The following is an 18,405-nucleotide window of genomic DNA, read 5'->3' as shown; positions in this document are numbered from 1 at the left end:
CGACGGATCGTGACATCAGCGGGAGTGACCTGTGTCACATCGATATCGGCTCCCGTGCGGGTGAGCTCGAAGCGCTCGTCTTCGCCCCGGAACCCGCCCCCGGCACCCACCAGTTCACCGCCCCCATCAACTGCACCAGCGCCGGCACCAGCAGCATGCGCACCAACGTCGCGTCGATGACCAGGGCGAGGATCATGCCGAGGCCGAGGAAGCGCATGGGGGTGAGTGGGGAGAGGGTGAACGCGCCGGTGACGATGATGAGCAGGACGGCGGCGGCGGTGATGACGCGGGCGGTGCGCAGCGTGCCGGTGCGGACGGATTCGGCGGTTGTCGCGCCGACGTGGTGGGCCTCGACCATGCGTGACAGCAGGAACACCTCGTAGTCGGTGGACAGCCCGAACACCACCGCGATGATCAGCACCACCATGCCCGCGGCGAGGGGGCCGGGTGTCACGCCGAGCAACCCCGCGAGGTGTCCGTCGTGGAAGATCCAGGTGAGGATGCCGAAGGTGGCGGCGAGGCTGACGAAGGCCATGGCCACCGCCTTGATCGGTAGCACGATCGAGCGGAAGGCGATCCCGAGCAGCAGCAGGGTCGCCACCACCATGACCGTGATCATCCACGGCAGGGCGGCGGTGATCGAGTCCACGCTGTCCATGGTCGCCGCGGTATCGCCGCCGACGCGCAGTTCGGTCCCGGCAGGCGGTGTGAGCGCCCGCACCGCGTCGACGACGGTGATGGCCTCGTCGCTGCGGTCGGCGCTGTCGAGCATCGCGTGCACGACGACGAAATCCGTTGCGCGCCCGGCCTGGAACACCGGGCCGACGCCGGGAAGAGCGCCGATCTCGCGCATCACCTGTGCGATCGCCTCGGCCTGCGGTGGTGCACCGTCGGTGCCGTGCAGCACGGCGGTGACGCCGCTGTTGGCGGCCGGGAACCGTGCGGTGAGTTCCTCGACGGTGGTGCGCATGGGGTTGTCCGGTGGCAGTGCGCGGTGGTCGATATCGCCGAGCCGGGCTCCCAGCAGGGGCGTCGCCAGCACCAGCAGCAGCGCCGTCACCGCCAGGGCGACGATGCCCGGACGACGCAGCACCGCATCGACCACGCGACCCCAGAACCGTTCGGTCCGGCCCTGTTCGCGCGCGGCTCCGAGCCGGTCACCGAACAGCGCGAGCATCGCGGGCAGAACCGTGAGCGAGAGGGCGGCCGCCAGCGCGACCGCGGCGATCGCGCCGAACCCGAGCGATCTCAGCACCGGCTGCGGGAAGACGAACGTTCCGGCGAAGGCGCAGATCAGCAGCGACGCCGAGAACGCGACCGTGCGACCGGCGGTCGCGCAGGTGCGTTCGATCGCGGCAGGCACCTCGTACCCGGCGGCCCGCTCCTCCCGGAACCGGGTGACCAGGAACAGCCCGTAGTCGATCGCCATACCGAGCCCGATCAGCGACGCGATGTTCACCGCGAACGTGGTGACCTCGGTAACCTCGGTCAGCGCCCGGATCGCCGCCAGGGATCCGCCCACCGCGAGCGCACCGACCAGCACCGGCATCGAGGCGGCGGCCAGACCCCCGAACACCAGCACCAGGATGAGCAGGGTGATCGGGATGGAGATGGATTCGGCGAGGATCAGATCCTGCTGGGATCGGGTGGTGATCTCGTCGGCCAGCGCGCTGAAACCGGCCAGCCGCGTGTGGATTCCGGGAACCACCAGATCGGCTTCGACCGATTCGAAGGCGGTGATGCGCTGGTTGTCGTCGCCGGCCAGGAACACCACCGCGAGCCCCTGACGCCCGTCGGCCGAGCGCAGGAATTGGGTGCGCGGCGGCGCGCTGTTCCAGTAGCTTTCCACCGGCCGCGCCAGCAGTGCCGGGTCGATCCGGTCGATGGCGGCGCGGATCTGCGGCGCGATGGCATCGAGGGACTGCCCGTCCGGCGCGGTGTAGACGGCGACGACGTCGGCGCTCGTCGGCCCCACCTGCTCACGAACCAGGGCGTCGACGCGACTGGATTCGCTACCGGGATCGGTGAATCCGGCGGCGCCGACCTTCTCCGCCGCACTCGCCCCGTAGGCCGCGCACAGCAGCATCAGGCCGATCACCATCGCGAGGACGGTGCGCGGCCGAGCGACGACCAGTCGCGCCCACGCCGTCATCGCAGGCTCTCGTCGGCCGCGGGTAGCCCGGCTTCCAGCCCGGCCACGATCCGGTCCAGCAGCGCGTCCAGCCGGTCGGCCACGCCGCGTCCGTTGCGGGCCGACACCGTCAGCTCGGTGTGCCCACCCGATTCCATCAACCCGAACAGCAGCGGCATCGCCACACTGTGCTGCGGCAGGATCAGCACCGACGTCGGGTGGAACTGCGAGGTGGCGAGTTCGCCGAGATCGAAGCGGCCCATATGCGACACCGTGGCCGAGGCCAGGTTGCGGCCGAACCGGGCACCCAGCCAGTTCAGCGTGCGCAGCAGGGCGCGGCCCGCGGGCTGCGGGATGTCGGCCAGTCCGCTGTTGTCCATCTGGTTCAGCTCGAGCCGTTGCGCCAGCCCCGCGCGCTTGAGGTCGTTGATCTCGGTCCACGACGTTCCCGCCGTGATGTCGAAGAACAACGGGAGCGCGAGATTCGCGGTCGAGCGCAGCTGCGGATCGTGACGGCGCAGATCCACCGGCATCATGATCCGCGAGGTCCCCGGGGTCTGGTCGGCCAGGATCGCCGCGATCTTGGCCACCGCACCGGGCGTACGCACCGCGATGGTGCGGCGGCGCAACAGATGTCGTGGTTCACCGGGAAGCTGGCGACCGTGCCCGACGGCGGCGCGGTATCCGGGCAGCATCAGTGTCGGCTTGCCCGGTGCGCCGACCCGCTTCACCAGCTCCTGATCGGCGACCGGGTCGGGCATGGGCTCCGGTTCCTCGCCGCGCAGGGCCGCCAAGACGGCCAGCGCCCACGTCACCAGGCCCATCCCGTCCATCACGCCGTGGAACGCCCGGAAGATCAGCGTGACCGGCCGCGTGGTGAGCAGCAGCACCTCGCAGGTGGTCTCGTCGGTGGGCCCGATCGGGCTGTGCACCACCGGATCACCGTCGAGCGAGTCGTAGTCGATCGTCCAGTTCTCGACCACCCGCACCGCGGCCGGGATCCCGCTGTCGACCCAGTCGCGGCCGCGGCGCACCAACCGCGATCCCGGGCACGCCGCCGACGCCACCGCGACCGCCTGCCGCAGCCGCTCCGGATCGATCTCGCCCTCACCGGGGAAGACGAGCTGCATGAGGAACGGCGGCGCCAGATCACGCATCGGGAAATACATGCGTTCGGTCGGTGAGATCCGCCGGAACACGGTGCCGGTAGCCATATCTACCTCGCTGATCGGTGTGACGGTGCGCGGGCTAGCGCAGCGTCCGGGTGAGTTCGGTGATGCCGCCGTTGGCAGCGAGCCAGGCCAGGAAGGAGGCCAGACCGGTGTCGCGGTCGATGACGGGCCGGTACCCCAGATCCCGCGCCGCGGCAGCGGTGTCGTAGGTGGCCGAACGGGTGAGCAACGCGACCACATACCGCGACAGCGGTGGCGACCAGCGGGTGGCCACCGGCGGGAACCGCCAGATCGTCTCGATCACCGCGACGGCGGCGCGCACCACCCGCGGATTCGGGGTGCGGGAAGGCGGGGCGTAGCCGAGGTCGGTGGCGACGGCGGCCAGGAACCCCCAGACATCGGTGCGTTCGGCGTCGGCGATGAAATACGCCTTCCCGCCTAGCGCGTCGCCATCGACGGTCGCGGCCTTCACGCAGGCGTCGACGATATTGTCCACATGGCACAGCGACGCGTAGACCGTCCGGCCGAACGACAGGTCGGGCAGTGCGCCCTCGGCGGTGCGCCCGAGCAGCCGCACGATGGGACCGGAGCGGTCGCCCGCGCCCCAGATCGCGCGTGGCCGCAGCGCGCAGGTGCGGAAGCCGGGCGCGTCGGCGGCCAGTACCGCGCGTTCGGCGGCGGCCTTGGTCTCGGAGTACAGGTTCAGGTACCGGCGCGGATACGGCAGCGATTCGTCGACGTCGAGCTGGTCGCCGCCGTCTCGGTCCATCAGCGCGCTCGGACTGGAGATGAACACGAAACGCGAGGCTCCGTGGCCGCGGGCGGCGTCGAGCAGAATCTCGGTGGCGCGCACGTTCTCGGCCCAGAACTGGCCGCGGGTGCCGCGTTCGTCGACGCGGGCGGCGCTGTGGAACACCACATCGATGCCCTCGGTGGCACGCCGCAGCGAGGCTTCGTCGGTGAGATCACCGGTGACCACCCGCACACCGTCGAGCTCGCCCAGGTCACCGAGGCTGCTGGTGCGGCGCACCAGAATCGACACCTCATGCCCGCCCTCGCGGACCAGTCGCCGCACCAGCGCCCCGCCGAGGAAGCCGGAGGCGCCCGTCACCAGAACTTTCATCGTGTGTCCTCCCGCTGTCCGTGGTCCACGGTGCGCCACCAGGTGAGCCCGAAAATCTGTGTCATCAGCGCTATTTCGGCCGCCGACCGTCCGCTGCCGCGTGCGGCGCGCAGGGCGAACGGGATCTGCGCCGCGTGCACCACGACGCTGAGGAACGCGTCGATCCACCACAGGACACGCGGTAGCCGGTGCGCGGGCGCGCGACCCGCCGCGGCGGCGATGAGCCCGGCGATCAGGTACAACCACCCGATGACGGGGACCGCGCGCAAGGCCGTCGTTCTCATCGCGCTCCGCTTCCGCGCAGCTGCTTCGCCGCCCAGACCGCCAGTTGCTCCCGGCCGATCTTGGCGTTGTGCCTGATGTCCACCGGGAACGACGGGTGGATCAGGAAGTGGTCGACCGCGGCGGTGAGTTCCGACCGCGCTGCCAGCGCCCGCAGGGCGGATACCAGCGCCGCGGTGTCCGCGCCGGGTTCCGGTTCCACGCACAGCACCGGGCGCTGTGCCCCCGGTTCGCCGACGCCGACCAGGGCGGTCCGGGCCACGCCGACCACGGTGTTGAAGATCTGCTCCACCTGCACGGTGAACATCGGGCCCGCGGCGGTGCGGACGCGCTGAGACTTGCGTCCGCAGAACCAGATCCGGCCCTGCTCGTCGATGGTGGCCAGGTCGCCGGTGCGATGCCAGATGCGCGCGCCGTCGGCGATCTTGCCCGCGGTGTTGGCCCGGTCGGGCCAGTAGTACCGGGTGCTGACGTTCGGGCCCGCGACCACCAGCTCGCCGACTCCGCGCGTGCCATCCAGTTCGGGCGCCCGTTTCTCGGCGTCGGTCCAGGTCGGCAGCGGATCGTCGGTGATGGCGATGACGCGGGCCTCGATCCGGTCCGAGGGGCGCCCGATGCACACGCCCTCGCCCCGCTGGGTCCGCTCCACCAGACCGTCGAGCAGTTCCCGCGATTCGATCGTCGCCATCGGAAGCGCTTCGGTGGACCCGTATCCGGCGTACACCCTGGCCTCGTCGTGCAGGACCTCGCGCAGCCCGGCGATGCACCAGTGCGGCACCGGTGCGCCGCCGGAGAACACGCTGTCCAGTGTCGGCAATGGTGTCGGCCGTCGCCGCAGCTCACGCAGCAGCGGGATCAGCACGGCGGGGGAGGCGAACATCGTGCGCACCCCGAACCGGGTGATGGCGTCGACCACATGCGCGGGATCGGTGGACCCGACCTTGCTCGGAATCAGCGGCGGCAGCACGCACCGCGCGCCGAGCAGCAGATCGAGAATGCCGACCAGCGGCAGCGTGATCAGCGAGGTGTCCGGTGCGATGCCGTCGCGCGCGGTGTGCACCTGGTCGACCATCGCGGCCAGATTGCCGTGGGTGAGTTCGACGGCCTTGGCCGGGCCGGTGCTGCCGGTGGTGAAGGCGATCAGCAACACCTCGCCCGGATCCGCCGGTGCCCGGTCGAGTCCCGCGCCGCTCGGCTCGCGACCCCATTCGGCCAGGGTGTCACCGCCCCAGCACCACCGCCTGCCGACGGTGACGCTGGTGCGCACCCGCCGGAAGCTGCGCCGGAACAGCACCCGCACCGCATGCGCCTGCGGTATCCCGATGAACGCCTCGGCCTCGACCGCGCGCAGGCAGTGCACCATCTTGCGCAGGCCCATCCCGGGGTCGATGACCACGGGCACCGCGCCGATCTTCAACAGCCCGAGCATGATCGCGTACAGCTGCGGGCTCGGCAGCACCAACACGATGGTGCGGGTTCCGGCGCCGACACCGTCGGCGGTGAGGCGCTCGGCGATGGTGTCGGACCAGCGATCCAGTTCGCGGTAGCTCAGCGTCCGGTAGGTGGGCGCCCCGCTCTCGGGCACGTGCGCCGGGAAGATCACCGCCTCGCGTTCCGGGTCGCGCTGCGCGACGGCCCGGAAGCGGTCGATGGCCTGCCAGTAGGTCGCTGTGCTCACGCTGCCGCTCCGGCGGTGGCCGCGCGGTCGGGCAGCCGATACAGCACCGCGGCCGCCGAGGGGCCGGCACCGGCGGCGACGAACAGGATGTGCGTGTGCCGGTCCAGGCTCTCGCCCGCGGCCGCCCGGTCGTAGGCGTGGGTGAGGGCGGCGGTGTGCGGATCGCCGTCGGTGAGATCGGGCAGCAGCACCGAATCGACCGCGATGCCCAGCGATTCGGCCAGCCGTGCGGGGAAGTCCGCGCTCGGGGTCGAGGCGATGAGCGCGGTGCCGGACAGGTCGGCGTGACCGGCGTCGGCCAATGCCGCCAGCGCCGCCTCGGTCGCCAGCGCCAGCAACCGCTGCTCGATATCGGGTTCGCGCACCACCGTCATCAGGTTGCGGCCCTCGGTGCCCATGGTCGCGGTGTCGACATACGCCTCGATACCGGGACCACCGGTGCCGGCGAGGCTGTGCACCCGGCCGAAACCTTCGGTGCCGTCGGTGGATTCGAGCAGTAGGGCGGCACCCGAACTCGCGTACGGGAAGTCTTCGGTGGCGGCGGTGCGGGTCAGCGAGGGATGGGTGTCGCCGGAGACGATCAGCACGTGCGACGCGCTGCCGGTCTCCAGGATCGCGGTGCCCACCCGGACCGCGTCGAGCACCCCGACCGCGCCGTTCATCAGGTCGAACGAGAACGTGCGCGGGTCGTGGGCACCGTATTCGAGCCCGATACCGGCGGCCTTCTGGATCAGGGCCGAGACCGCCGGCTCCACGGTGTTGGAATCGCGGAAGATGCCCGCGTTGATCAGCACCCCGATCTGGTCGGGCCGCACACCGGCCCGCTCCAGGCAGTTGCGTGCGGCGCGGCCGCTGTGCTCGACGACGCTGCGGGTGTCTTCGGCCCGGCTGACAGCGGTGGCAGTGATACGTACGCCCATGATCACACCTTCAGGGAGGAGATGGTGGTGGACAGGAAACCGGTGACGACCCCCGAGGCCGCCGGGATCATCAGCACCTTCGACCCGGCCGCGATGTTGTCCTCGCCGAGCTGATCGTGCAGCACGATGAAATGCGATGTGGTGGAAGTGTTTCCGTACTTGTGGATGACATTGAGGTCCGGCGGCATGGGGGTGCCGAACTCGCGTTCGCCGATGGCGTTCATGTACGGCACTGCGGCCGCGCCGAACTGGTGGTGGATGATGTAGTCGAATTCCTCGTCGGCGAACGTGCGGCCACGGTCGGCGAGGAAATCGCGCTGGGTGTCGGTCCACAGCAGGAACCGGGACTCGTTGTGCATCTTGCGGTTGTCGGTGTAGAGCGCCACGCCCTGCGTGTTGTCACTCGGCATCCCGAGGCACAGATGCGAGTACTCCGAGGCCGTCATCATCTCGATGTAGTGGATCTTGTCGGCGTCGTCGACCGCCTGATCCAGCACCAGCGCGCAGCCGGAATCGCCGACGGTGAGCGAGGCGAATTGCAGATCGTATTTTTCCGAAATCTCGTTCACCGCGGTATCGGAAATGGGTGTGATGGCCTCACCGCTGACCACGAGTCCATTCCGGACCGCGCCCGATCGAATCATGCGATCGAGAATGTAGGTGCCGGTGAGCATTCCGGCGCAGGCATTGGAGATATCGAAAGTAATCGCCTTTCTCGCGCCGAGCGCACGCGCGATCGAGGACGCGAACGACGGCTCCATGTACATCCGCGTCGCGTTCTTGCTGCGCGTGATCGAGGTCGAGATGATGACGTCGAGTTCTGAAGCCGCATAACGTGACCTGGACAAACAGTCGTTCGCGGCGGCCATGGCAAGGGTGAACGAATCCTCCTCGTGGCCCGGACGGGTGTCGCGGACACGGCGCTCCGTGACGCCGGTGATCCGTTCGAGATCGAATGACGGCGGAATTGCCAACCGGGACAACACCTCATCGGTGGTGACTGTGTGCGAAGGCAGATAAGCGCCGATGGATTCGAATCGAGAATGCAGCACGTGGGCTCCTGAAATCGATGGCGAATGCGTTCGGGATCGTTCCTGGGTGATCGACGCCGCGGACATTACCCGACGGTAACTACCGTCGGAATTCGGCGAAGTGCCGAACGATGCTGCGGCTCCGCCGGATTCGCTTTCCTGTATCGTGCGGTATCACCAATCTGGACACCCTGTGGCTATGACGCGTTGGTGGTTCGCCACCCTGATGACGGGAACGCCGAAGTTCCTCACTGACCACCGGGCGTCATCGGGCAATTATCCGGCTATCATCCGGGAAGGCCGTGCGGTGCCGTTGGATTCGTTACCGGCTGTGAGTGACTTCACTGTGCGCGCGGGGTGCGGGCCTGCGCGGGAAGGCGCGAAACCTACCGCGGCGCGGCCGGAAATATGCCCGGCAATTCCATTGCGTAGGTGAGATCGTCGGTATTTCCGAGAGTTGCCAGCACGACGCGGATCATGGTGACGCGGGCAGCGGCGACCGTCTCCGGATCGGGCTCGGAGCCGGGCTCCGCGCCGGCCGATATGCGATAGACGACGTATTCGCAGACCTGTAGCGCGGCATCGAGATCCAGCGGCGCCGGGACGGGGCGGCCGAGTTCGGTGAACTTCTCGCGGACGATGGCGCGGATATCGTCGAGAGCTCGCTCCCGGTAGCCGGACACCGGTGACGCCGGATCGTGCAGTTCCGCGAACAGCGGCCGCAACATCGGGCCGTGGCCGCGGGCCCAGTCCAGGAAAGCGTCGATGAGGCGGATGCCGAGTTCGACGCCCTCGGCGCTGACGGTCAGGGCGTTGCGAATGCCCTCGACCAGCCCCTCGTTGGAGGCGTCGAGCACCAGGAGTAGCGGTTCGGTCGCGTTCGCGAAATAGCGGTAGAAGGTGGGCCGGGCAATTCCGGCCTGCTCGATGATCTGGGCGACGCTCAGTCCGCGCGTGCCGGTCCTGCTGAACACCTCCGCGGTGGCGAGGACGATCCGGGCCCGCACCTCCTCGGCCTGCTGCTTGGTCTGCGGCGGCCTGCCGCGTCGCGCGGTGGTCTCAGGCATGGCCGACCATCACGCCGCGAATCGGTTCATGGCTCTCGTGCACACCCGAGAGCTTGACACGGAGCTTGTCACACGCATTAATCTAACACCAGTGTTCAATTAATCCACCGATCCGCAGGAGAAGGCCGCTCATGACGACTGCCCGGCACGCCGACGCCGAAGTGCTGTCCCCGGCGCTGGTGAAACCGCTGCTCGCCCGTGCCGCCGCGGGCGGTGCGCCGTCGGTGGAGGTCTTCGCGCCCGCGACCGGCCGCAAGATCTTCGACCTGCCGCAGTCCTCGACCGCCGACATCGACGCGGCCTTCGACCGTGCCAGGCTGGTCCAGCGCGAGTGGGCGGCGCGCCCGGTCCGGGAGCGGGTCGCGGTGCTGCGCCGCTTCCACGACATCGTGCTGAAAGAGCAGGACACGATCCTCGACATCCTCCAGACCGAGACCGGCAAGTCGCGGGCGCACGCCTTCGACGAGGTGGGCGACGTCGCGGTGAACTCCCGCTACTACGCCTCGGTCGCGGACAAACTGCTGGCCACCCGCAAACCGCGCGGTGTGCTGCCGGTGCTGACCAAGGTCGACGTGCGGCACCGGCCCAAGGGCGTCGTCGCGGTCATCTCGCCGTGGAACTACCCGCTCGCCCTCGCGGTATCGGACGCCCTGCCCGCACTGGTCGCGGGCAACGCCGTCGTCGGCCGCCCGGACAACCAGACCGCCCTCACCGCCCTGTGGGCTGTCGACGCCGCCGAACGCGCCGGGCTGCCCGCGGGCCTGTGGCAGATCGTGCTCGGCCGCGGCGCCGTCATCGGCGGTGAGGTCATCGGCCGCGCCGACTACGTCGACTACACCGGCTCCAGCGCCACCGGCCGCACCATCGCCAAGCAGGCCGGTGAGCGGCTCATCGGCTACTCCCTCGAACTCGGCGGCAAGAACCCGCTGCTGGTACTCGAAGACGCCGACGTCTCGGCCGCCGCCAAGACCGCGGTGCGGGCCTGCTTCGCCTCGGCCGGTCAGCTGTGCGAATCGATGGAACGCATCTACGTCCACGACGCCGTCTACGACCGGTTCGTGCGCGAGTTCGTCGCCAATGTCGAGGCCGTGAAGCTCGGCGCCGACCTCGACTATCGCGCCGACATGGGGTCGCTGACCTTCCAGCGTCAACTGGACACCGTGCGCGCGCACGTCGAGGACGCGGTCGCCAAGGGCGCGACGGTGCTCGCCGGCGGTAAGCATCGCCCCGACCTCGGCCCCTACTTCTTCGAACCGACCGTGCTCGCCGATGTCAAGCCCGGCATGACGGTCTACCGCGAGGAAACCTTCGGCCCGGTCGTGTCGGTGTACCGCGTCAGCAGCGATGACGAGGCCGTCGAACAGGCCAACGACACCGCCTACGGGCTCAATGCCAGCGTCTGGACCACCGACACCGCTCGCGGGCGCGAGGTCGCCGCGCGGATCAACGCCGGGTCGGTCAACGTCAACGAAGGCTTCATCGCGGCGTGGGGTAGCGTCGACGCGCCCTCGGGCGGCCTCGGCATCTCCGGCACCGGCCGCCGCCATGGTCCTGAGGGCCTGCTCAAGTACATCGACACCCAGACCATCGCGGTGCAGCGGATGCTGCCCGTCGCGCCGCTGCCGGGAATGTCGGAAGAGCTGTGGGCCAAAACCATGACGCTGTACTTCGGCGTCATGAAGACGCTGCGCCAGAAGTGACCGCAGACCACACATCGAACAAGGGACGCAAATCATGAAATTGGAAACGGTCGCGGGCAAGAAGGTCCTGGTCACCGGCGCCGCCATGGGCTTGGGCAAGCTGTTCGCCGAACGCGCCGTGCGTGAGGGCGCCGCGGCGGTGGTGCTGTGGGATATCAACGAGGTCGCGCTGAAGAGCACCGCCGCCGAGCTGACCGCCCTCGGCGGCACCATCCACCACTTCGTCGTCGATGTCTCCGCCCCCGACCAGATCGGCGAGGCCGCGCAGGCCGTGCGCGAGGAGGTCGGCGATATCGACATCCTGGTCAACAATGCCGGAATCGTGCGCGGCAACACCTACTTCTGGGAGACCACCAACCGCGCCGACATCGACAAGACCATGGCGATCAACTCGCTGGCCCCGATGTATGTCACCCTCGAGTTCCTGCCCGCCATGGTCGCGGGCAGCGGGCAGGCGCGGGTGTTGAACATCGCGTCCTCGGCCGGTCTGGTGTCGAACCCGCGGATGAGTGTGTACGCCGCGTCCAAGTGGGCGGCGCTGGGCTGGTCGGATTCGGTGCGGATCGAGCTCGAGCAGGCAGGCCACGACCACGTCAAGGTGACCACGGTGTGCCCGACCTACATCGACACCGGAATGTTCGACGGCGCCAAGGGCTTCCTGCTCACCCCGATCCTCAAGCAGGAAGAAGTCGTCGAGACTTCCTGGCAGGAGATGAAAAACGGTGGGGCCCTGGTGATCCTGCCGTGGACGTCACGGCTGAACAAGGCGCTGTCGGGCATCCTCCCGATTAAACTGCGCGACCTGTTCCTCGACACGGTCGGCGTGTACCGCTCGATGGAGGAGTTCACCGGGCGCAAGTAGTTCCGGGTCCCGGGTGTGACGCCGGCGCGGCCGGGATCTGCGCCGGCGCGAGTGCTCGACGAGCAGCGCCCGAGCGAGTTGCGTGGTCGCGTCGGGGCGGTGGTTTCCGGGGCTACGCCGGGTCTTCGGCACCGGGCGTAGCCGGGCGTGTATGTCGGCGCCGGCCGCACGGGTCGCGGGCGCGGAGTCAGTGCGTGCAGATGATGGCGGTCGCGTACAGCTCGGGGGAGTGGGCGATCACCGCGGTGAGTCCGGCATCGGCGGCGATGGCCGCGGCGGTCTGCTCTTGTTCCTCGCTGATCTCGACCAGCAGATGACCACCGGGCGCCAGCCATTCGGGTGCCTCGGCAGCTACGCGACGGAAGATGTCGAGCCCGTCGTGGCCGCCGTCCAGCGCGGCAACCGGTTCGTGGTCGCGGGCCTCCGGTGGCATGCGCGCGATCTCGCTCGACGGCACGTAGGGCGTATTGCAGAGCAGGATGTCGATGCGGCCACGCAGGTGCGGCGGTAGTGCGGCGAACAGATCACCCTGGTGGGCTCCGCCGCCGATCGGCTCCAGGTTCTGCTGAGCGCAGCCGACCGCGACGGGGTCGATATCGGCGGCGTCCAGCGCGATGCGCGACGTCTGCTCCGCCAGTTCGGTCACCAACGCCAGACCGAGAGCGCCGGAACCGCAGCACATATCCACCACGGTAAGTTCGGCGCGTCCCGCGGTGCGGGCCAGGGCCGCCGCCTCGTCCACCAGGAACGCGGTGCGCTGCCGCGGGACGAACACGCCCGGGCGGATACCGATGCGGAGCCCACGGAACTCGACCCAGCCGAGCAGGTGTTCCAGCGGGACACCCGCGGCACGCCGCTCGACCAGCCGGTCGAGTCCGGCCCGATCGGTGGTCGCGTCGAGCAGCAGCCGCGCCTCGTCTTCGGCGAACACGCATCCGGCCGCGCGCAAACGTGCGACGACGGCATCGAAGTTCGGATCGATCACCGCTCCAGTGTGCTTCGGCGCGGGACGGGATCGCGCCCGGTTATTCGGTAGGCGGTTCTCAGCGCGCGGTGGCGAGCTGGAAGGTGCGGGTGGCGTCGAGGTAGATGCCGCGCTGGGCCTGCCTGCTCGGCGGTGGCAGCTGGGAGACCAGCTGTTCCAGCGACGTCATCGCGCCGACCACATGGGTTCCGGCCACGATGAAATCGGCGACGGCGCGGCGGATGTGGTTCGGGGAGGTCACCACGACCGCGCTGGTGGCGCCGAGGTCACGCAGCATCCGCGAGCTGAACAGCGCGTTCTGCACCGTCGATCCGGCCCGGTTCTCCACGTGGATGCGTGAGGCGGGCAGGCCGCGCCCGACCAGCCAATGGAACATGGCATCGGCCTCGGCGATCCCGTTCTGCGGATTGCCGCCGGTCACGATCACCGGCGAGAACGGTGAGGCGACCGCCTGGATCCACGCGGCGGTGAGCCGGTTCACCAGCTCCGGCCGCAGCGAACCGTCGGGCAGCAGTCCGTAACCGAGCACCACGATGCCGGTCTGCGGGCCGACCAGCGCGGGCAGCGGATTGGGCAGTGTCGCCACCGCCGCGCCGATCGCGTTCACCACGTGATCGGTGCCCGCCGCCATGCCCGCGTCGACGGCACGCAACCGGCCCATCGCGTCGGCGAAGGCCGGCACATCGCCCGCGTAATGCGACCAGATGGCCTGCAACGACAACGCCTCGGCATCGTGCGGATCGGCGCCGATGAGCCTGCGCAGATCATCGCGGCCCGCGGCGTCGTTGCCCGCGGTGAAGTGGCGCTGGGCGGAGTTGTAGAGGGCGTCGGTTTCCGGGCTGGCCTGGGCGGGCGCGGCGGCAAGGCCGGCAATGGTGGTCGCGGCGAAGGCCGCCGCGACCAGGTTCTTCATATGCCTCGAGATCTTCACTACAGTCGACACCTTTCCACGTGTGACACGGGTTTTCGGTAGGTCAGCTGGCAGTTAGCCGGTGGCAAACACTGATCACGATACGGCCGGTAGGCGCCCGAGCGTGGGAATTGCGGTCTTGAATCGGCCGCCGAATCGCGCGGATCCGCGCTCGGGCGCCCTCCGGCACACCGCACCTCGCGCGGAGCCGGTTATGCTGGGCCCCCGTGGAGACCGTTTCGCTGACCGGCAAGGAACTTGCCGCCGCCATCAATGCCGATACCAAGCAGCGTGCCGCGGCACTGTCCGAGAGCGGGTCCGCACCCACCCTCGCCCTGGTCGTCGCCAATGCCGACCCGGCCAGCGCCTGGTACGTCAACTCGCTCCGCAAAGCCGCCGAGCGGCTCGGAATCGCTTGCGACACCGTCGATCTCGGCGCCGACGCCAGCGCGGACACGATCCGCGCGGAGCTGTCCGCCCGCAGCGCCGACACGGCCACCGACGCCATCATGTTGCAGACCCCGCTGCCCGAGGGCGTCACCCTCGACGACGTGAGCTCGGCCATCGCCGCCAGCAAGGACGTCGACGGTGTGAGCCCGCTGTCGCTCGGCTTGCTCGCCACCGGCCTGGACGGATTCGTCCCTGCCACCTCCGAGGCCGTGGTGGAACTGCTCAAGCATCACCGGATCCCGCTGTCCGGCCGGCATGTCGCGGTCGTCGGCCGCTCCAACGTCGTCGGCAAACCCCTGGCCCAGCTGCTGCTGGCCGAGAACGCCACCGTCACGGTCTGCCACTCCCGCACCACCGACCTGCCCGCGGTGACCTCCGCCGCCGACATCGTCGTCGCCGCCGCCGGCCGCATCGGCCTGGTCACCGGCGAACACGTACGTGACGGCGCGGTCGTCATCGACGTGGGCACCAACGAAGCCGCCGACGGCAGCATTGTCGGCGACGTCGATGCCGACTCCGTGCGCGGCAAAGCCGAAGCCCTCAGCCCCGTCCCCGGCGGCGTCGGCCCCGTCACCACCGCCCTTCTCATGCGTCACGTGGTCGTCGCGGCGGAGAAGGCGCGCGCCTGAGCCGAGACGGTCCCCGGGCATATGCCGCCGCTGACAACGAAGCCCCCGCTGCTGCCGGTATCGGCGGTGGCGGGGGCTTCGCGGTGTGTCAGGGGCGGGTGAATTCGCTTCGGCGTGCGTGGGCTAGGAAGGTGTCCCACGCGGTCGGGGTGAACATGAGCGCTGGGCCTGCGGGGTTCTTCGAGTCGCGGACGCAGACCTGGCCGCCGCCGAGATGAGCGATCTCGACGCAGTCTTGCGATGGGCCGCTATGGCTGCTCTTGAACCATTGGACAGCGGGACGATCGATCATCTCGGGTCCTTGTTCAGGGACGGCTGAACTTGCCTTGTCGAGCGGTGGCGAGGAATGCGTCCCATGCGATCGGGTGAAGGTCAACGCTGGGCCGGTCGAGTTCTTCGAGTCGCGGACGCCGACCTGCCCGTTGATGAAATGTGCCACTTCGACACAGTCCCGGGACGCGTTGCTGTAGCTGCTCTTGAACCAGCGGGCTCCTGGCAGCAGCTCGGTGGCGCTCATGGTCGGCCGAACTCGCCTCGGCGTGCGCTGGCTAGAAATGCATCCCAAGCGGCGGGGGCGAAGGTCAACGCCGGACCGGTCGGGTTCTTGGAGTCGCGGACGCCGACGCGGCCGCTGTCGAAGTGGGCGATCTCCACGCAGTCCTGGGACGCGCTGCTGTAGCTGCTCTTGAACCAGGTCCGGTCAGTGTTCATGCCGATATTCCTTCGCTATCTGATCAATCAGGTTGCGACTGGTCGGTGTATCCAGCGCGGCCTTTCGGATGCTGTCTGCCGTCGATGAGTAAAGGTCGACCTCTGCGGGGCGTTCCAGATACTGCGCCGACGCATGGCATTGAATGTACACAATCGGTGGCTCGCTCAGCCATGCTGTTGGGCACGGAGGGAAGGTCAGCAAGCTGAAAATCCCGGCCTGCAACCCGATGTGGCACTTGGTAAGTGGGAGCACCCGGATTGTCACGTTTGGAAGCTCCGTGATAGCCGCCAGGTGTTTTAGCTGATCGGCCATCACAGATCTGCCACCGACCTGATGACGGAAAGCCGCCTCGTTCAGAAGGATCTCGACCTCGAAAGCAGGCTCGGAAAGCCTTGATTGCCGCCGTGCTGCGAGATCCACTCGGCGCTCTACCTCGGCCTTTGGCATGCCTGGGTTCGCTGTCCAGATCAACGCCCGTCGGTACTCCTCGGTCTGTACCAGGCCGGGCATCAGCGAGGGTTGGTATGTAACCAGTTTCGACGCGGCCGATTCCAATCCCAAGTAGAGATCGAAGTGGCGCGGCACAGCGTCACCGAAGGCGTGCCACCATGACTTTCGGGCAGCGCCTTCCAGCAGTTCCAGGAGTATCTGCGTGGTCTCGTCAGGCGCCCCGTACAACCTGCACAGCTCCTTGATATGCAACCGCCCGATCTTCGTCGGCTGCCCGGTCTCCAACCTCCAGATAGTCTGGGTCGATACCCCTAGCGCCTTCTTCGCCGCGTCGACGCTCACCCCCGACGTCTCGCGTAGATACCGCAGCTGTTTGCCGATCTGGCGTCGGGCGAAAGTACTGTCCCCTGTCTCCATCGAGTCCCCTTCACGCGGTGTGGATTCCAGACTGGAATGCGAACGTGCACCGGATTGGAATGCGGAACCTTCCGGCCCTGGAATCTTGCGAAAAAGTCCGGTGATCGGCTCTGCGAAAGCTTCCGTGACCTGGGCGGTACCTGTCTACTGGTCCCAGCGCACGACGGCGGGAAAGCCTCGCCGCACATCCGTTGCCGAGCCTGGAGCGCTCGGGTGGCGGATGGTTCTGCCGGGTTCTCCTGCCCCTGAATCCCTGAACCTCGCCGTCGTGCGCCCCACCATCGCATATCAGCAGGGGAGAAGCAATGAAAGCCGTTGTGTATCTGAACAAGTCATGCTGCGCGAAACGCCGGGCGGGCTTCGAGATGGAGGCGCGCGCCTTCGCGGCCCGGCGCGGGTACTCGGTGGCGCGCACCGTCATCGAATCCGACTCCGACGTCCTGCCGTGGCTGCTGGTCAAGATCAAGCAACTTCAGGTCGCGGCCATTGTGACCCCAGGCCTGGATCATCTCGGCCATCGCGCCCAAGTCGTCCTCGACCGCTGTGACCTGCTCATCGTCCACCCGGCCGGCTACCTGCCTCGCGGCACCCGCCTGGCCCTGCTCGCCCCCGGCGGCACCGCATGACCGGCCCAAACGCCCCCGACCTCGCCTTCCCCGACGACATCCCCGTCAACCACGAAGCCCCGAAACCCGGCACCGGCTTCTTCCGCGACGAACTCGAATCCATGCTCACCTACCACACCACCTGCGCCCCATGCCCATTCAAAGCGGAACTGCTACGCCTGCGCGCCCAGATGATCCGCACCGGCCACGATTTCGCGCGGGTGCCATCGCGTCTGCCGGACTGAAAGCGCGCCGAGCGCCGATCTGCCTGCTGTCGCGGGCGCTCACCTCGAGACCAGGGGCATCAGCACCGTGCGCGACGCTGCAATACCGCACCTGCACAACGTTTCTGGCAGTAGGTCCAGTTCGTGGCGGTGGCTCGATACTGCTCGACGGGATGGGTTCGACGCCAGGCAGGTTCGACAGGGATTGCCAGCGGCCCAGCACCGGCCTGCGTAGGTCGAAGTCGCTCAGGCATCCTTCGTACTGTTCGTCTTCTGCTGGTTTCGACGATGTAAGGATCGACCAGGGTGACGGGGTCACCGGCGGAGGTGCATACGATCGCCGCGGCACGGCTGATTCCGATCTGGGTGCGGCGATGCCCATCCCTGCCGTATGCATGCGCTCGAGCGACCCGTTCGGCTGCCGAGTTCAGTTCGGCGACGACTCGGCGGGCGTCTTCGGCTTCGGCCGGCATGTGAGTTCCTCAGCGTATGGGGTCGTCGGCACTGTCATGCCGCGGTGAAGTCTGGCTTCTCGAAGTGACGTTGTCGTTGGTGTTGTTCGCGGGCTTGTTGGTTGCGAATGTGGTTGTGGGTGAGTGTTTCGGCGAGTAGCTCGCCGGCGTGGTGGCGGTGGTTGATTCGTGGTGTTTGGTGGGGGTCGATGTGGGGTGGGGCGATCCAGGCGGTGCGTCCGGCGTATGGGGAGTGGGGGCCTTCGGTGCGGGTTTTCCAGCCGCCGGGGCCATCGTGGATCAACGCGTGGCAGGCATCGCAGGCCAGGGTGAGGTTATCGATGTCGGTGGCACCATTCTTGCGATAGTCCAGGACGTGATGCACCGCGGACAGGCTGGCGGGGGCGTCGCAGCCGGGGCGCGAGCAGCCTTTCAGGGCAGCGATGAGTGCGAGTCGTTGGGCGGCGGAGGCGAGGCGTTTGGTGCGGCCGAGGTGTAGGGGTAGGCCTGTGTGGTCGAAGACGGCGAGCCAGGGTTGGGATCGTTGGGCGAGGGTGAGCGCGTCTGCGAGGGGGACGGTGCCGCCGGTGGCGGTGGTGGCGACT

The 18,405-nt window shown here is 68.4% G+C and carries 19 protein-coding genes; 5 read left to right on the top strand and 14 right to left on the bottom strand.

The window, feature by feature from the left end:
- Positions 1-34 precede the first annotated feature (34 nt).
- From FEK34_RS26815 to FEK34_RS26780, 8 genes are all read right to left on the bottom strand, one after another.
- Complete coding sequence (locus FEK34_RS26815) at positions 35-2,152, bottom strand: MMPL family transporter (RefSeq protein WP_138452294.1); 2,118 nt, start codon at positions 2,150-2,152, stop codon at positions 35-37.
- Positions 2,149-3,345, bottom strand: a complete 1,197-nt coding sequence (locus FEK34_RS26810) for a peptide synthetase (protein ID WP_138452292.1) — start codon at positions 3,343-3,345, stop codon at positions 2,149-2,151. Before FEK34_RS26810 ends, FEK34_RS26815 begins: the two co-directional genes overlap by 4 nt.
- Positions 3,346-3,379: 34 nt before the next feature.
- Complete coding sequence (locus FEK34_RS26805; RefSeq protein ID WP_138452290.1) at positions 3,380-4,426, bottom strand: NAD-dependent epimerase/dehydratase family protein; 1,047 nt, start codon at positions 4,424-4,426, stop codon at positions 3,380-3,382.
- The gene (locus FEK34_RS26800) at positions 4,423-4,710 is read right to left on the bottom strand and encodes a hypothetical protein (RefSeq protein ID WP_171048421.1); all 288 of its coding nucleotides are present in this window, start codon (positions 4,708-4,710) and stop codon (positions 4,423-4,425) included. The genes FEK34_RS26805 and FEK34_RS26800 overlap by 4 nt, the downstream gene beginning before the upstream one ends.
- Entirely contained in the window at positions 4,707-6,386 is a 1,680-nt protein-coding gene (locus FEK34_RS26795) for a fatty acid CoA ligase family protein (protein WP_138452288.1), read from the bottom strand. The genes FEK34_RS26800 and FEK34_RS26795 overlap by 4 nt, the downstream gene beginning before the upstream one ends.
- Entirely contained in the window at positions 6,383-7,306 is a 924-nt protein-coding gene (locus FEK34_RS26790) for a hypothetical protein (protein ID WP_138452286.1), read from the bottom strand. Before FEK34_RS26790 ends, FEK34_RS26795 begins: the two co-directional genes overlap by 4 nt.
- 2 nt (positions 7,307-7,308) lie before the next feature.
- Complete coding sequence (locus FEK34_RS26785) at positions 7,309-8,358, bottom strand: 3-oxoacyl-ACP synthase III family protein (protein WP_138452284.1); 1,050 nt, start codon at positions 8,356-8,358, stop codon at positions 7,309-7,311.
- 365 nt (positions 8,359-8,723) lie between these two features.
- Entirely contained in the window at positions 8,724-9,404 is a 681-nt protein-coding gene (locus tag FEK34_RS26780) for a TetR/AcrR family transcriptional regulator (protein ID WP_138452282.1), read from the bottom strand.
- Between the two features lie 131 nt (positions 9,405-9,535).
- Here FEK34_RS26780 and FEK34_RS26775 point away from each other — a divergent pair, with 131 nt between their 5' ends.
- Entirely contained in the window at positions 9,536-11,104 is a 1,569-nt protein-coding gene (locus FEK34_RS26775) for a succinic semialdehyde dehydrogenase (RefSeq protein WP_138452279.1), read from the top strand.
- 34 nt (positions 11,105-11,138) lie between these two features.
- On the top strand, positions 11,139-11,966 hold the full coding sequence (locus FEK34_RS26770) for an SDR family oxidoreductase (protein WP_138452277.1): 828 nt from the start codon (positions 11,139-11,141) through the stop codon (positions 11,964-11,966).
- 187 nt (positions 11,967-12,153) lie between these two features.
- Here FEK34_RS26770 and FEK34_RS26765 read toward each other — a convergent pair whose 3' ends face one another.
- On the bottom strand, positions 12,154-12,951 hold the full coding sequence (locus FEK34_RS26765; protein ID WP_138452276.1) for a putative protein N(5)-glutamine methyltransferase: 798 nt from the start codon (positions 12,949-12,951) through the stop codon (positions 12,154-12,156).
- 58 nt (positions 12,952-13,009) lie between these two features.
- Positions 13,010-13,864 (bottom strand): YdcF family protein, encoded by an 855-nt coding sequence (locus tag FEK34_RS26760; RefSeq protein WP_138452623.1) that lies wholly within the window; start codon positions 13,862-13,864, stop codon positions 13,010-13,012.
- Positions 13,865-14,088: 224 nt separating this feature from the next.
- Here FEK34_RS26760 and FEK34_RS26755 point away from each other — a divergent pair, with 224 nt between their 5' ends.
- Entirely contained in the window at positions 14,089-14,940 is an 852-nt protein-coding gene (locus tag FEK34_RS26755; RefSeq protein ID WP_138452274.1) for a bifunctional 5,10-methylenetetrahydrofolate dehydrogenase/5,10-methenyltetrahydrofolate cyclohydrolase, read from the top strand.
- 88 nt (positions 14,941-15,028) lie between these two features.
- Here FEK34_RS26755 and FEK34_RS31430 read toward each other — a convergent pair whose 3' ends face one another.
- Genes FEK34_RS31430 through FEK34_RS26735 form a run of 3 tightly spaced genes read right to left on the bottom strand, consistent with a single transcriptional unit; the run spans position 15,029 to position 16,519 of the window.
- Complete coding sequence (locus tag FEK34_RS31430; RefSeq protein WP_432760993.1) at positions 15,029-15,457, bottom strand: DUF397 domain-containing protein; 429 nt, start codon at positions 15,455-15,457, stop codon at positions 15,029-15,031.
- On the bottom strand, positions 15,454-15,651 hold the full coding sequence (locus FEK34_RS26740) for a DUF397 domain-containing protein (RefSeq protein ID WP_138452270.1): 198 nt from the start codon (positions 15,649-15,651) through the stop codon (positions 15,454-15,456). Before FEK34_RS26740 ends, FEK34_RS31430 begins: the two co-directional genes overlap by 4 nt.
- The gene (locus FEK34_RS26735) at positions 15,641-16,519 is read right to left on the bottom strand and encodes a helix-turn-helix domain-containing protein (RefSeq protein WP_138452267.1); all 879 of its coding nucleotides are present in this window, start codon (positions 16,517-16,519) and stop codon (positions 15,641-15,643) included. Before FEK34_RS26735 ends, FEK34_RS26740 begins: the two co-directional genes overlap by 11 nt.
- A 305-nt stretch (positions 16,520-16,824) precedes the next feature.
- On the opposite strand from FEK34_RS26735, the gene FEK34_RS26730 reads away from it, so the two are divergent.
- A complete protein-coding gene (locus tag FEK34_RS26730; protein ID WP_138452265.1) occupies positions 16,825-17,145 on the top strand; it encodes a hypothetical protein in 321 nt (106 codons plus the stop codon).
- Positions 17,142-17,369: a hypothetical protein gene (locus tag FEK34_RS26725; RefSeq protein ID WP_138452264.1), complete on the top strand. Its 228-nt coding sequence runs from the start codon at positions 17,142-17,144 to the stop codon at positions 17,367-17,369. Before FEK34_RS26730 ends, FEK34_RS26725 begins: the two co-directional genes overlap by 4 nt.
- 486 nt (positions 17,370-17,855) lie before the next feature.
- On the opposite strand, the gene FEK34_RS26720 is transcribed toward FEK34_RS26725, so the two are convergent.
- Positions 17,856-18,405: HNH endonuclease signature motif containing protein (locus FEK34_RS26720; RefSeq protein ID WP_138452262.1), on the bottom strand; the 550-nt coding region annotated here is incomplete at its 5' end.

The organism is Nocardia cyriacigeorgica (genome assembly GCF_005863245.1).
GTDB lineage: Bacteria > Actinomycetota > Actinomycetes > Mycobacteriales > Mycobacteriaceae > Nocardia > Nocardia cyriacigeorgica_C.
The sequence above is the reverse complement of the archived record's forward strand: the minus strand, read 5'-3'. Positions and strand labels throughout refer to the sequence as shown.